The organism is Shewanella frigidimarina (assembly GCF_003797125.1).
Lineage (GTDB): Bacteria > Pseudomonadota > Gammaproteobacteria > Enterobacterales > Shewanellaceae > Shewanella > Shewanella frigidimarina.
The window spans coordinates 94,046-108,449 of record NZ_RKKE01000001.1; the positions used below are offsets into that span (position 1 = coordinate 94,046).

Below are 14,404 nucleotides of genomic sequence, written 5' to 3' on the forward strand. Positions count from 1 at the left end.
AACACGCACTAAAAACCTCGTATCAGACTCGCTTCACAGTTCTGTCGGCTAATGCACTTTCTCGTGTGTTAGATGATCTCGATCAACACTTTTAACACTTAAATAACGTCTATTACGCCCTAGTTAGCCAAATGCTAACAAATAATAACAATTTAGTACCCACTTATAGTGATACGAGGTATGCATGACAATATTACAAATACTAGCAAGCTTAACCCCCATTATTAGCGTAATGGTATTCTTAGTGCTTATGCGCTTACCAGCGTCTAAAGCAATGCCCATATCCATGGTCGCTACAGGCCTTGTAGCAATGTTTATTTGGCAAATGGATACGCAACTTCTTGCGGCATCTGTAGTTGAAGGTCTTCTCGCTGCGTTAACGCCGCTAACCATTATTTTTGGCGCGGTATTTTTGTTAAATACCCTTAAATATTCTGGCGCCATGGACACGATTCGTTCTGGCTTTACCAACATCAGTGCAGATGCACGTGTTCAGGTGATTATTATTTGCTGGTTGTTTGGCTCGTTTATTGAAGGTTCTGCAGGCTTCGGTACTCCAGCAGCCATCGGCGCACCGCTACTAGTATTATTAGGTATCCCACCCATTGCTGCTGCCGTAGTGGCCTTGATTGCTGATTCAACATCAGTGTCATTTGGTGCAATTGGTTTACCAGTGCTATTTGGGATGGAACAAGGCCTAACAGAAGGCGGTGTTAACATGGCGGCAGCTCAAATTGCTGAACATGGTGGCACCTTCGCTGGTTATGCACAGTATATTGCTAAACACATGATCACCATCGACTTAATAACAGGTACATTAATTCCGTTAGTGATGGTTTGCGTATTAACAGGCTTTTTTGGTCGCAACAAATCAATTAAAGAAGGTTTACAAGTTTGGAAATTTGCAATATTTGCCGGTTTTGCCTTTACCATACCAGCATGGTTAATTAACTACTTTGCAGGTCCTGAGTTTCCATCGGTTATTGGCGCACTTGTCGGTATGGCGTTAGTTATCCCTGTCGCGAGAAAAGGCTGGTTACTGCCATCAACACCTTGGTGTGACTTTACCGAAAACGACAATAAATCAGATGAAGAATTAGCGATTAACCAAACACCGGTTAAATTTTCACAAATTGCCGCTTGGTCTCCATACATCATTATGGCGTCGCTATTAGTCTTATCTCGTGTCGTTGCTCCATTTAAAAGCTGGTTACTCGGCTTTAACATCAGCTGGACAGGTTTATTAGGCACAGAGCTTAAAGCTGGCTTTGCTACATTATATGCACCGGGGATCTTCTTTGTTGTTGTATGTTTATTCGGTTTTATCTTATTTAAAATGAAACCAACTGCGATGAAGCAATCAATAACCGTTTCTTGTCGCTCAATGTTACCAACAATCATTTCACTAGGTGCATCAGTACCTATGGTGAAAATATTCCTAAATTCAGGAGAAAATGGTGCAGGTCTAGCTTCAATGCCTGTTGCATTAGCAGACCTACTGGCCAATAGCATGGGTTCAGTTTGGGCTTGGGTTTCACCTATTGTCGGTATTTTTGGTGCATTCCTATCGGGTTCTGCGACATTCTCAAACATGATGTTCTCAGGCTTGCAGTATTCAGTTGCAGATAATATCGGCATGAATCACGCCATCGCGTTAGCGTTGCAAGGCATTGGAGCCAATGCGGGCAACATGATGTGTGTAATGAACGTCGTGGCTGCTGCTACTGTGGTAGGTATGGCTGGTCGTGAATCTGAAATTATTCGTAAAACAATGCCTATAGCACTGGGTTATGCCCTAGTTGCAGGCACTATTGCTGTTATCTGGGGTGGATTCTAATTAACGATAAAGTTACTTATATTCTAACGATAACAATACAACAGCAGGCACAAAATGCCTGCCGTTCATTCGAGTGTAAAGAGAGCATGTTATGACTATTAATTATCAAGTAGTGATGGATACGTTAACGTCACAGCTCGGCAGTCACGCCGTATCTAATGATCCAGTGCGTCGTTTTGCTTGGTCAACTGATGCCAGTTACTTTCGTATCGTACCTGAAATTGTGGTACACGCAGATACTCCAGAACAAGTTAAAATAACCCTTAATATCGCCAGAGCACATAATGTGCCCGTAACCTTTCGCGCTGCCGGCACCAGTTTATCTGGCCAAGCAATTGGTGATGGCATTTTACTTATTTTGGGTCATGATGGTTTTAGAAACATTGAAATTAGTGAAGATAGAAATTCAATCACTCTAGGTGCTGCGGTCATTGGTTCAGATGCCAACATGGCATTAAAACCTTACAATAAAAAAATTGGTCCCGATCCTGCCACACTAGCCTCTGCGCAAATTGCCGGTATGGTGGCAAATAATGCCTCTGGAATGTGTTGTGGTACCGCACAGAACAGTTATCAAACCATTAAATCAGTTAAATTAATGCTTGCCGATGGTACTGAACTTGACACAGGTTGCCCGCATTCAAAAGCGGCGTTTAGCAAGTCGCATCCATTGTTGCTAACTGCGTTAACCGATTTGGCACAACTGACACAGAATAACCCAACACTATCAGCTCGGATCCATAAAAAGTTCTCAATTAAAAACACCACGGGTTACAGCATTAATGCATTAGTGGATTTTAGCGATCCATTTGACATCATTAATCACTTAATTGTGGGTTCAGAAGGCACACTTGCGTTTGTCAATGAAGTTACTTACCACACGGTTGAAGAAGCGCAATTTAAAGCTTCTGCTATGGCGGTGTTCTTCAATATGGAAGATGCCGCAAGCGCAATACCACCGATTAAAGGTGATAGTGTAGCCGCAGCAGAACTACTTGATTGGGCATCGATTAAGTCGGTTACCGGTAAAACAGGCATGCCTAAATGGTTAAGCGATCTACCAGAAGGTTCAGCTATTTTATTAATTGAGTGTCGTGCTAATGATCCAGAAACATTAGTGCAATATACGCAAGATGTAATCACAAAAATCGCTCACATTGACACTGAACGCCCAACAGAATTCAGTAATGATCCAGCAGTATTTGGCCAATATTGGGCTATGCGCTCTGGTTTGTTCCCAATTATTGGCGGCGCAAGACCTAAAGGTACATCGGTTATTATTGAAGATGTTGCATTTGAATTACAGCATTTAGCCAGTGCAGCAGCAGACTTAACCGCATTATTCCATAAACACGGTTACCCTGAAGGGGTCATTTATGGTCATGCTTTAGCGGGTAACTTCCACTTTATTATTACGCCAACATTTGCCTCTCAAGATGACATCAATCGTTTCCAAGACTTCATGCAAGATGTCGCTGAAATGGTGATCAATAAGTACGATGGTTCTATGAAAGCAGAACATGGTACTGGTCGAGCTGTAGCCCCCTTTGTCGAAATGGAATGGGGCACTGACGCTTATACGTTAATGAAGCAAATCAAACAGATTTTCGACCCAAGTAAATTGTTAAATCCTGGGGTAATCCTCAATGATGACACGCTAGTACATGTAAAAAACATCAAACCTTGTCCAGTGGTAGATGACTTTGTCGACAAATGTATTGAATGTGGATTTTGTGAGAAAACTTGTCCTACATCGGCGCTAAATTTCTCTCCTCGTCAACGTATTGCGGTACTACGAGAAATTGAACGCTTAGAACAATCAGGTGATAAAAAAGCGGCAGCAGAAATGCGTGCTAGCTCTAAATACGATGTTATTGATACCTGTGCAGCATGTCAGTTGTGTACTATTGCTTGCCCTGTTGATAACAGCATGGGGCAGTTAGTGCGCAAATTACGTACACCTTACATCACCACTACAGAACAAAAAGTACTCGACTTCCAGGCCAAGCATTTTGGTGCAGTAAACCAAGTGATCAGCACAGGTTTTGACATCTTAGGTATTTTGCACAAAGTGACTGGCGATGGCATTACCAACTCGTTGATGAAAGCCGGTCGTTTAATTACGAAAGAAGTGCCTTATTGGAATCCAGACTTCCCTAAAGGTGGCAAAGTGGCTAAGCCATCAGCCCACAAACCGGGTCAGCAAACGGTTTTATACTTCCCTGCTTGTGGTGGCAGAACCTTTGGCCCAACACCAAAAGATCCTGACAACCGCACTCTGCCAGAAGTGGTTATCACTTTACTTGAACGTGCTGGCTACAATGTAATTATTCCAGAGAATACCCGTCATTTATGTTGTGGACAGATGTGGGAATCAAAAGGTGATTTTAAAAACGCTGATGCTAAGCGTGATGAACTGATTGAAGCACTCAGTAAATTGTCTGAAAATGGCAAAGTACCTGTGGTGGTTGATGCACTATCTTGTACTTATCGCACATTAACGGGTAATCCTAAGGTCAAAATAACTGACTTAGTCGAGTTTATGCACGACGAATTGTTACCTAATATGGCTATCACCAAGAAATCGAACGTCACCTTACACCAAGGCTGTAGTGCCCGTAAGATGAAATTAGAACCTAAGCAACAAGCCATTGCTGATGCATGTGCTAATCATGTAGTGTTGCCAGCAGGCATTAGTTGTTGTGGTTATGCGGGTGAGAAAGGACTTTATAAACCTGAAATTAATGCCAGCGCACTGCGTAACATTAAGAAACTCATCCCAGCAGAAACGAAAGAAGGTTACTACGCTAACAGAATGTGTGAAGTAGGCTTAACCCAACACAGTGGTATTTCTTATCGCCATTTAGCTTATTTACTAGAAGAATGTACTCGTTAAACTAACGGACAATCACAGTAAATAGCGTAAACAATAAGGGCATTGATATTATATCAATGCCCTTAATTTTTGTTTGCATACTTAACACTAATTCTCATATTCAACGTTAATTATTGGACTCAACGAATTGTCCTATCCAATCAAATTGTCCTATCAAAACGAGCAGTCCAACTCAGACTAAGCCTATAAACACGCCAGTAACTGTTGCTGTAATCGTTGATGTTCAAGTGGCATATCACTAATAATTTCAACCCGAGTATCTAACGCATCATCAAGCTCATTAAGCATCAACTTATCATCCACCATATTGACACTCAACACCCCATCATAGGTGATAACAATAGCTTTTAATCTCAGCACATTTTCCATTTTAACCGTGTCTACCCACGCCATGAATTGCTCAAAATGAAAACAATGTTCTGCTGAAAATACCCAACCACTACTGTAACAGCCTTCACCCTGGTTAGTTTTGTGAATAACCCCCGCTGGAGAAAATTCAGGAGTATCGATATCGCTCAGTGGTGGTTCGTTAGACAGCCAGTTATCCATAAGCGTTTTCCGCCCTAATAGCCGTTGTCCCGCTTGCATCGTTTGATACTTTGTCGGGGTATTTAAGCGCAACAATAGCTGTTGGATTAGGTCAACATCAGTAAAATGATTATCGACATTAATAAGTGGTGCCTGTTGTAAATGTAACGTGCTGAGAAATTGCTGTAACTGTACATGATCTGTTTCAGTGTAATGCTGTGCTTTGTTGGCCAACAGCACATCCGCCATTTGTAATTGCTGCGCAAACGTACCATGATTTTGATAGCGCGGATCGCTGACTTTACGCGCATCAACCAGACATACACTACTTTGCAAAGTAATAACATTTCGATAATATTCAGATGTTAATAACTTCACGATTTCGGCAGGATGTCCAAGCCCAGTAGGCTCTATCAATAACCGGTCCGGTTTAGTCTGCTGAATAAGCTGATTTATCGCGACTTGAGTAGGTAAGCCAGAGACACAACACAGGCAACCACCTGGCACTTCTTTTATGACAATACTGGCAGGTTTTGCTGGTGTAGCATCAGGATCACTATTTTCATTACCAGCAGCGGTAGCATTTAACAACCCGCCATCAATACCTATTTCGCCAAACTCATTTACCAGCACGGCCCACACTTCGCCTTTGGGCTTATGAGCTAATAACTGGCTAATGAGCGTGGTTTTACCCACGCCCAGAAAACCAGTAATAATATTGGTGTTAATCGGTTTGGTGATCATTTTTTCGCTTTAGCGTATTTGCCCTTTCGAGTAGGCTTCACATCAGTTTGCGATGGCTTACCACGTTTGTACTTAAGTACTTTTTTCGGTTTCTCTGCCGCAACATCGCGATATCGAGCAGGTAATGGCGCCCCTTCCTCGTATCCTGTCGGCACCAATATCGGCAATGATTGTTCAATAAGTTGTTCAATCGCGCCAAGCAACTCAAGCTCTTGTGGACTCACCAGAGAAATCGCTTCACCGCCTAATCCCGCACGGCCAGTACGCCCTACTCTATGAATGTAATCTTCACATTCTTCAGGTAATTCAAAGTTAATGACTCTTGGCAGAGCTTGGATATCAAGTCCTCGAGCGGCCAAGTCGGTAGCGATTAACACCCGTAATTGACCAGTTTTAAACTCTTCCAAGGCACGATTTCGAGCCCCTTGGCTTTTATCACCGTGAAATACCGATGACTTAATGCCGTCTAAGCTTAACTCACGGTATAAATGATCTGCTGTTTCTTTGCGGCTGGTGAATACCATAACTTGCTGCCAGTTATGCTTACCAATTAATTCAGATAACAGTTCGGCTTTACGGCGGGTATCCACTTGGTACACTTGCTGGACAACATTAGCGGCTGTAGTTTGGGTTTCAACATGAACGTATTCAGGGTTGTTTAGCATTTTAGCGGCAAGGGTTTTAACGTCTTCAGAAAAAGTAGCAGAAAACATCATAGTTTGGTGTTGTCTGGCGATTAAACGCTTCACTTTTTCAATATCTTTAACAAAACCAAGATCAAGCATGCGATCAGCTTCATCAATCACTAGGTGGGTAACAAAAGATAAATCCAATTCATGCTGGCCAATAATGTCAAACAATCGTCCTGGCGTTGCCACTAAAATATCTATGCCTTGCTCTAATGCCTTACGCTGAGGATTGATACTCGCGCCACCATAAACGGCTAAGCTGGTCAGATTGATAAACTGGCTGTACTTAACTAAATTTTGCTCAATCTGAATCGCTAACTCACGAGTCGGAGTCATAATTAATGCGCGTAAACGATTTGCTGGCAATAAGTCTGAATGATCTTGATTCATCAAATGGCTTAGTAAAGGTAACGCAAAAGCAGCTGTTTTTCCGGTACCGGTTTCGGCACTGGCCAACACATCTCGGCCATCTAGCGCTAGTGGGATCACAGCTTGTTGGACAGGAGTAGCAGTTTGATACCCAGATTGATTAACCGCATCTAATAATAATGGCGGTAACCCTAGCGACGTAAATGACATAACAGACCCAATAACACAAATAAAAATAGGTCGCTATTGTATACTAATCTAAACGTCATTAACTATTACATTAGTAATGGCATTAGCCATATCATCACGATGGATCATGCAGGATTTGAAATAAGAGTCACTGCATGAGCGTTACATCTGCTGACTAGCCTGCAATGGTATTGCTTTCTCCACTAAATACTTTTGCTCAAAATCATCACGGCACAAGGCATGCGAAAATAAATATCCTTGGCCATAATCACAGCCAGCAAACGCCAATAAACGCCGTTGACTTTCGGTTTCAATACCTTCAGCAATGACTTTGATGCCGAGTTTATGCGCCATTGCGATAATGGCTTCACACAAACACATATCATTATTTTTGGCAGCCAAACGACCCACAAAAGATTTGTCTATCTTAAGGTAATCAACATTATATTTGGTTAAATAAGGTAAGGATGAATAACCAGTACCAAAATCGTCAAGCGACAATTGCATACCAGCATTACCATAAGCCTGTAATTTAGCCTCAACATTAGGTTCAATGTCATGCAGTAAACTTTCAGTGATTTCAATACAAATGCTATTGGTTGGCAGTGCGAGCAAAGACATCTGCTTAAACCAATTATCAACATCGGTCGACTCGTCTTTAAACTGTACAGGTGACATATTAATACTAATTTGAATATCGCAATTAAATTGTGCCTTCCATTTAGCGGCTTGCTCGCAGGCTTGATAAAAAGCCCAATTACCAATGTCGATTATCATCCCAGTCTCTTCAGCAATAGAGATAAAATCTGCAGGTGGGATTAACCCCATGGTTGGATGGTTCCAACGTATTAACGCTTCAACCTTGATGATCTGCTGACGGCTTAAATCCACAATAGGCTGATAATACAACTCAAATTGCTGCTGGATAATCGCCACTTTAAGGTCTTGAATCAACGACATTCGCTTTTGTGCATTGTCTTGCATTGCGGAGGTAAAATAATTAAACCGATTACGACCATGGGATTTTGCCGAATACATGGCTTGATCGGCATTCTTTAATAATGCTTCGGTTGTTTTGGCATCGTCTGGAAATAAAGTAATACCAATACTGCCACTAATATAGGCCGTTTGATCACCTAATAAATAAGGCTCGGAAAGTCGTTTAAGTATTTGTTGTGCAACACGTTCGACTCCATGAGTATCTTCAAGGTTAGTTAACACTATGGTAAATTCATCACCACCAAGACGGGCAACAACATCGGTTTCGCGTACGCTGTTTTTAAGACGTTCCGCCGTCTCAATTAACAACACATCCCCCATATCATGGCCCAAGGTGTCGTTAATCTCTTTAAAATAATCCAAGTCTAAAAACATCAAAGCAAAGTGATTATGCTGTCGGTCAGAATGAAATACTTCTTGATTCAAAAATGTTAACAACATCCTACGATTTGGCAAACCGGTGAGTGCATCATAATTAGCCTGGCGCCATATCAACTCTTCAGTTTGCTTTTTCTCGGTAATATCGGAAAATAACGCAACAAATCGCGCACCCTGCGACTTTGTTCGAATGATAGAATTAATAGTTAATAAGATAAGGTAATTTTCACCATTTTTACGGCGCATCCACACTTCACCATGCCAATGTCCCTGCTGACTAAGCTGTTGGCTTAATTGTTGATAAAAATGTTGGGGTTGAAGATCTGTTTCAAACATACGTAAATGTTTATCTTGTATGTCTTGTTGACTGAATCCAGTGATAAAAGAAAATGCAGGATTTGAATCAATGATAATGCCCTTTGCAGTAAACACACTCATGGCTTCACTGGAGTTTTGATATACAGATGCTGCAATACTTAGCGAATCTTCAACCTGCTTGATATCAGTAATATCGCTATGAGTGCCACACACTCTAAGCGGTTTACCTTTATCATCAACATCAACGACCCTTCCAGTTTGCAAAATCCATCGACTGTCGCCGTCCATGTTAGTTAATTGATATTCTACACGTTGGCTTATGCAGCGGCCTTTTACAATTTCATTAATGCTGCGAAGAAACTTAAATTTATCTTTTAGCTGTATCGCATTTATCCATAGTTTAGGGTGTAGATTAAGCTCTTCCATTGAACAACCTAAAATGTCAGCACTGTATCGATTAGTACTAATACGATTGTGTTGTACATCCCAGTCCCACACTCCTAGCTCACTGCTATCAAGTACTAGCGCAAGCTGTTCGTTACTTTGCAATAAATCTTGCTCGGCTTGTTTCTGATGAGTGATATCGAGAAAACCGGCAATCACTAGAAAAGTATTGTCTTGAACATGACGGCGGCAGGCAATTGTCACATGGGTATAAATGACCGAACCATCTTTGGCAATAAAACGCTTATCAATTTCATATTCATTGAGTTCGCCTTTACTCATTTTCTCAAATAATAATAAATCTTTATTCAAATCATCTGGGTGTGTTAATTCAGCCCACGTTAACGCCTTTAATTCATTTTCGCTGTAACCGAACATTCGACATAAATAGGGGTTAACTCTCAACCAATGCTTAGTTTTAGTGGTAATAGAAATACCAATATTGCCAATATCAAATTGATTGTTGAAAAGAAAATCTTCTTGTAATTTGACTTGAATATCGCGCCCACGAAACACTATTTTTGCAAGTAAATGACCGATGACCATAGTCAATAAAGGTAATACCAGCATGATAGGCAAAGACACAACACTGATAGCGTGTAACGCTTGATCAAATGGCAATAAAAATAGCCATAACAACAATAGGGAATGAACAAAAACGCCAAAAAGGTAGAATTCACGATAACGAATTTGATCTAATTCATGCCGACGGTACCGACGCCACACTAATCCAATGACAGCACTACTGCTTAACGCAAATATACCAACCCATACAGCAACGCCGCCCAAATGATAGCGATAAAGCGCCATGATAATGGTTGCGACAAGTGTTGGAATACCTCCAAAAAACAGTCCACTTAAACAGAGTACTACCGAGCGGGCATCAAACAATATTTCCTGTTGATGAACCAAGGGATCCATCATAATAACAACGCCAATAGTGCCAATAACTGCGCCCATTAAAAATTGCCATAAAAAAGGCGTCACCTTACGTTGATGCGTAGGAGAGAGTGAGTAAACATAAACTAGCGCAAGTAATAGCGCTGCATTTTCTAAAATTGAGAAAAAAACATTTAGACCAAACATCTATACATTTCCCTTATCCATCCTTAACAAGCACATTAGCATCCAAGCTGTCTCTATTTAGTATAGTAGAAGTAAACTAACACTATGATTTTTCGTCTTTATACCGTAAACCATTCTATATATAAAGGGCATAATATTCATCTGAAATTTCGATAATATTATTTAAGAGAAATTGTCATCCTATCCAACACAACAAAATGCGCAATAACCGACCAACCATAGTGTCGGTGTCAAAAATATCACCCTAGATCACAGTTACTTGGAAAATGTCGTGTTGGTAATAAAACGGCCTATTGATTGTGACTTAATCGACGTTAACGAGCTTCACGTCACATAATAACTGCAATGTTATTGGTATGTTTAATTCAGAGAAAACTTAATTCTATATAAAGGACAATCAATATGGCGACTAAATTTTTCATTCCAAGCGTCAACATTCTGGGTCAAGGCAGCGTAGATGAAGCGATTAAAGACATCAACGCGTTTGGATTTACCAAAGCACTTATTGTCACCGACAAACCACTAGTGAGTATTGGTTTAGTGGCGAAGGTTGCAGATAAACTCAATGCCAATGGTATTGAAGTGGTTATTTTTGATGGCGTTCAACCTAACCCAACAACAGGTAATGTTGCTGCAGGCCTTGAACTACTAAAAGCCAATCAGTGTGATGTGATTATTTCTTTAGGCGGCGGTTCACCGCACGATTGCGCTAAAGGAATCGCACTCGTGGCCACCAACGGCGGTAGCATTAAAGATTATGAAGGTGTGGATGTATCAACTAAAGCACAAATGCCTTTAGTCGCGATTAACACTACCGCAGGCACAGCAAGTGAAATGACCCGCTTTTGTATTATTACCGATGAGGCAAGGCACATTAAAATGGCCATTGTCGATAAAAATACCACACCTATTCTATCTGTAAACGATCCTGAACTGATGCTAGAAAAGCCAGCATCACTGACTGCTGCAACCGGGATGGACGCATTAACACACGCAATTGAAGCTTATGTATCTATTGCAGCCAATCCCATCACCGACGCGTGTGCAATCAAAGCTATTGAACTGATCCAAGCCAATTTAATTAATGCAGTTAAAAAAGGCGATGACATTCAAGCCAGAGAAAACATGGCTTATGCACAATTTCTAGCGGGCATGGCCTTTAATAATGCCAGCCTTGGTTATGTGCATGCTATGGCACATCAACTTGGCGGTTTTTATGACTTACCACACGGGGTTTGTAACGCATTATTGCTACCTCATGTACAAACCTATAACGCCCAAGTTGTGCCTGCACGCTTAGCTGATGTCGCAAAAGCTATGGGTGTCGACATAGCAGCAATGACAGACGAGCAAGGCGCTAAAGCGGCCATCGACGCCATTAAGCAATTATCAAAAGCGGTTAACATTCCTGCTAATTTAACCGAGCTAGGCGTAAAAGCACAAGACATCCCAACTTTAGCAGACAATGCTCTCAAGGATGCTTGTGGCTTTACTAACCCGAAACAAGCGACACATCAAGAGATCTGTCAAATTTTCACAAACGCTTTATAACTAACCTCAACAAGGGATAATAAGCAATTATCAAATAGTTATTAACCAGAATTAAGCTAAACTCGTTTTATAGCACAGCATAAAGCCCGTATTTTATTACGGGCTTTTTTATCTGCCGTTTAATGTAAAAAATCAACAATGACAACAGCTTATTTTTAATTTAGTAAAAAGTGATGCTTAGATCTAAGTTCTTGAAATAAGGATTGACCAATATAAAAAATAAGGTCTATAGTGAAAACACTTAGATAGCGAATAGGTAGGTAAACAATGACAGCAATCACTCATATATATAATTACACCGTTCGATGCCCGCACTATAAAGAAAACGAACAAGCTGCAACATGGCTCAACCATATCGAAGTAAACCAATCTTGTGAAATTGCTCTAGACCGTATCACTAAATGGCACAACCTCTCTGGCACCAAATCATTTGAACTAGACGATTTTGTGGTTCGAAAGGCCGATAATGAAGAAGCTTATTTTGCCATGCAAAGTAGCCGCCTTAAGCATGATGGCCATGCCCTTGTCACTTTTAAAATCTATTTAGACAACTGCTGCCAAGATGCTTCTCCGAATCAAATAATGGAGCATTTAATCGATGATTATCAACAGCGTATCGCTAAAGTCGAATAATACATCAAGTCGATTTACCATCAACATTAAGGAGCTATCATAGCTCCTTATTTTTTGCGGTTTTATTGTCAATGGCTATAAGTTCTTGCCCTGTCGTAACACATACTTACGAACACGAACCCACGATAATAGAAATACAATTAAGCGGCATTGGCTCGCATACCGTGCGGAATGGGTAAGCCATTCTCATTCACGTTGACAAATACCATCTTATCGATGAAAGCAATCGGCGCATGATTGACTTTATTACGTATTTTACAGCGAACAGTGACTGAACTTTGACCTAAGCTTACTAGCTCAAATCCAAACTCGATAATGTCGCCTGTTTGTGCCGGTGCCATAAAATTAATTTCCGATATCACTTTGGCAATATGGAATTGGCTGCGCATTTGGCAACTGGCAAAAATTGTTGCTTCCTCATTAACCCAACTTAATAACTGGCCACAACATAAGCTTTGAGTGCTATTAAGATGAATAGGCATGATGATATGACGTGAGAAATATTTCATAGTGACCTCATTATCTGACTTATTAATTTTGCGTTGTTAAGCGCATACCTCTAAATAAGTAGCAACGATCAAGCCAAGTATATTAAGCTTTAATAATCAATGTGATAAATAAATTTTTAAATTAAAAAACTCTCAGAATGCCCAAAATAAATGCATCTTCGCACCAAAAAAGAAAAAGGCCACACTGAGTATGGCCTTTAAAATGAATATTAACTGATATTGATTAGCGAATAATTTGCTTCAACGTATTCACAAAAACACTGATGTCATTAGCACTAATATCTTTATGAGTCACCAAGCGCAACTGTCGGCTCGGACTAATGATAATACCTTTATCGGCCAGTTTGGCAGTAAGCATTTTAGGGTCGATATGTTCTGCGAGTGTGGCGAAAACCATATTGGTCTGCACCAAACTAACATCGACAGCAAACTCACTCATTTCAGCCAACAACAAAGCCAAGGTTTTTGCATTGTAATGATCATCCGCTAAACGATCGACCTGCTCAGTTAACGCCAACTTAGCCGCTGCAGCGATAATACCTGCTTGACGCATTCCACCACCGAGCATTTTACGCCAACGTGTCGCTTTACCAATTAATCGCTCATCGCCTAACAAAATCGACCCAATCGGTGCACATAAGCCTTTTGATAAACAAATCGATACAGAGTCAAAGTATTGAGTAATATCGGCAATAGCAATGCCCTGCGCTACCGCAGCATTGGCAACCCGGGCACCATCTAAATGGATTTTAAGCCCACGATTAAACGCAAGACTTTGTGCCTGGGATAAATAATCTTGGTTTAATACCTTGCCGCCAATGGTATTTTCTAAGCTCAATAACCGTGTTCGAGCAAAGTGCACGTCATCAGGCTTAATCGCAGCTTCAATATCACTTAATAAAATACTGCCATCAGCTTGATTATTCAAAGGCTGAGGTTGAATGCTGCCTAATACCGCCGCCCCGCCACCTTCAAACTTATAGTTATGAGCTTGTTGGCCACAAAGATACTCATCTCCGCGCTCACAATGAGACATCAACGCCAATAAATTAGCTTGTGTACCAGAACTGACAAACAAAGCTCCATCAAAGCCAAACATCTCTGCGGCCATATCTTGTAAATTATTGACGGTCGGGTCATCACCATAAACATCATCACCTACCTCCGCTCTCGACATGGCTAAACGCATTGCTTCTGTCGGCTGAGTCACCGTATCACTTCGAAAATCAATCAT

9 protein-coding genes are annotated in these 14,404 nt (G+C 41.0%); 4 read left to right on the forward strand and 5 right to left on the reverse strand.

The annotated features are described in order from the left end of the window. Nucleotides 1–184 precede the first annotated feature (184 nt). Nucleotides 185–1,837, forward strand: a complete 1,653-nt coding sequence (locus tag EGC86_RS00415; RefSeq protein WP_123776282.1) for an L-lactate permease — start codon at nucleotides 185–187, stop codon at nucleotides 1,835–1,837. Nucleotides 1,838–1,928: 91 nt separating this feature from the next. After that, nucleotides 1,929–4,733 carry an FAD-binding and (Fe-S)-binding domain-containing protein gene (locus tag EGC86_RS00420; protein ID WP_123776283.1) on the forward strand — a complete coding sequence of 935 codons (2,805 nt, stop codon included), beginning with the start codon at nucleotides 1,929–1,931 and terminating at the stop codon, nucleotides 4,731–4,733. 183 nt (nucleotides 4,734–4,916) lie between these two features. Here the strand turns inward: EGC86_RS00420 and EGC86_RS00425 are convergent, their stop codons facing one another. From EGC86_RS00425 to EGC86_RS00435, 3 genes are all read right to left on the reverse strand, one after another. Further along, nucleotides 4,917–6,005, reverse strand: a complete 1,089-nt coding sequence (locus EGC86_RS00425; protein WP_123776284.1) for a CobW family GTP-binding protein — start codon at nucleotides 6,003–6,005, stop codon at nucleotides 4,917–4,919. Further along, nucleotides 6,002–7,273: a DEAD/DEAH box helicase gene (locus EGC86_RS00430; protein WP_123776285.1), complete on the reverse strand. Its 1,272-nt coding sequence runs from the start codon at nucleotides 7,271–7,273 to the stop codon at nucleotides 6,002–6,004. Before EGC86_RS00430 ends, EGC86_RS00425 begins: the two co-directional genes overlap by 4 nt. A gap of 141 nt (nucleotides 7,274–7,414) precedes the next feature. Beyond that, nucleotides 7,415–10,477 carry an EAL domain-containing protein gene (locus EGC86_RS00435; RefSeq protein WP_123776286.1) on the reverse strand — a complete coding sequence of 1,021 codons (3,063 nt, stop codon included), beginning with the start codon at nucleotides 10,475–10,477 and terminating at the stop codon, nucleotides 7,415–7,417. Nucleotides 10,478–10,879: 402 nt separating this feature from the next. On the opposite strand from EGC86_RS00435, the gene yiaY reads away from it, so the two are divergent. Together yiaY and EGC86_RS00445 are read left to right on the forward strand one after the other, a co-directional pair. Next, nucleotides 10,880–12,028, forward strand: a complete 1,149-nt coding sequence (gene yiaY, locus EGC86_RS00440) for an L-threonine dehydrogenase (RefSeq protein ID WP_101086477.1) — start codon at nucleotides 10,880–10,882, stop codon at nucleotides 12,026–12,028. Between the two features lie 267 nt (nucleotides 12,029–12,295). Continuing rightward, nucleotides 12,296–12,661: a cytoplasmic protein gene (locus tag EGC86_RS00445; protein ID WP_101086476.1), complete on the forward strand. Its 366-nt coding sequence runs from the start codon at nucleotides 12,296–12,298 to the stop codon at nucleotides 12,659–12,661. Between the two features lie 140 nt (nucleotides 12,662–12,801). Here the strand turns inward: EGC86_RS00445 and EGC86_RS00450 are convergent, their stop codons facing one another. Next, a complete protein-coding gene (locus EGC86_RS00450; protein ID WP_101086475.1) occupies nucleotides 12,802–13,170 on the reverse strand; it encodes an acyl-CoA thioesterase in 369 nt (122 codons plus the stop codon). Nucleotides 13,171–13,393: 223 nt separating this feature from the next. Next, a complete protein-coding gene (ltaE, locus tag EGC86_RS00455; RefSeq protein ID WP_123776287.1) occupies nucleotides 13,394–14,404 on the reverse strand; it encodes a low-specificity L-threonine aldolase in 1,011 nt (336 codons plus the stop codon).

Coding starts and splice junctions, on each gene's coding strand:
- EGC86_RS00430 (WP_123776285.1), bottom strand. CDS start 7,273: ATGTCATTTACGTCGCTAGGGTTACCGCCATTATTATTAGATGCGGTT.
- ltaE (WP_123776287.1), bottom strand. CDS start 14,404: ATGATTGATTTTCGAAGTGATACGGTGACTCAGCCGACAGAAGCAATG.
- EGC86_RS00420 (WP_123776283.1), top strand. CDS start 1,929: ATGACTATTAATTATCAAGTAGTGATGGATACGTTAACGTCACAGCTC.
- EGC86_RS00415 (WP_123776282.1), top strand. CDS start 185: ATGACAATATTACAAATACTAGCAAGCTTAACCCCCATTATTAGCGTA.
- yiaY (WP_101086477.1), top strand. CDS start 10,880: ATGGCGACTAAATTTTTCATTCCAAGCGTCAACATTCTGGGTCAAGGC.
- EGC86_RS00450 (WP_101086475.1), bottom strand. CDS start 13,170: ATGAAATATTTCTCACGTCATATCATCATGCCTATTCATCTTAATAGC.
- EGC86_RS00445 (WP_101086476.1), top strand. CDS start 12,296: ATGACAGCAATCACTCATATATATAATTACACCGTTCGATGCCCGCAC.
- EGC86_RS00435 (WP_123776286.1), bottom strand. CDS start 10,477: ATGTTTGGTCTAAATGTTTTTTTCTCAATTTTAGAAAATGCAGCGCTA.
- EGC86_RS00425 (WP_123776284.1), bottom strand. CDS start 6,005: ATGATCACCAAACCGATTAACACCAATATTATTACTGGTTTTCTGGGC.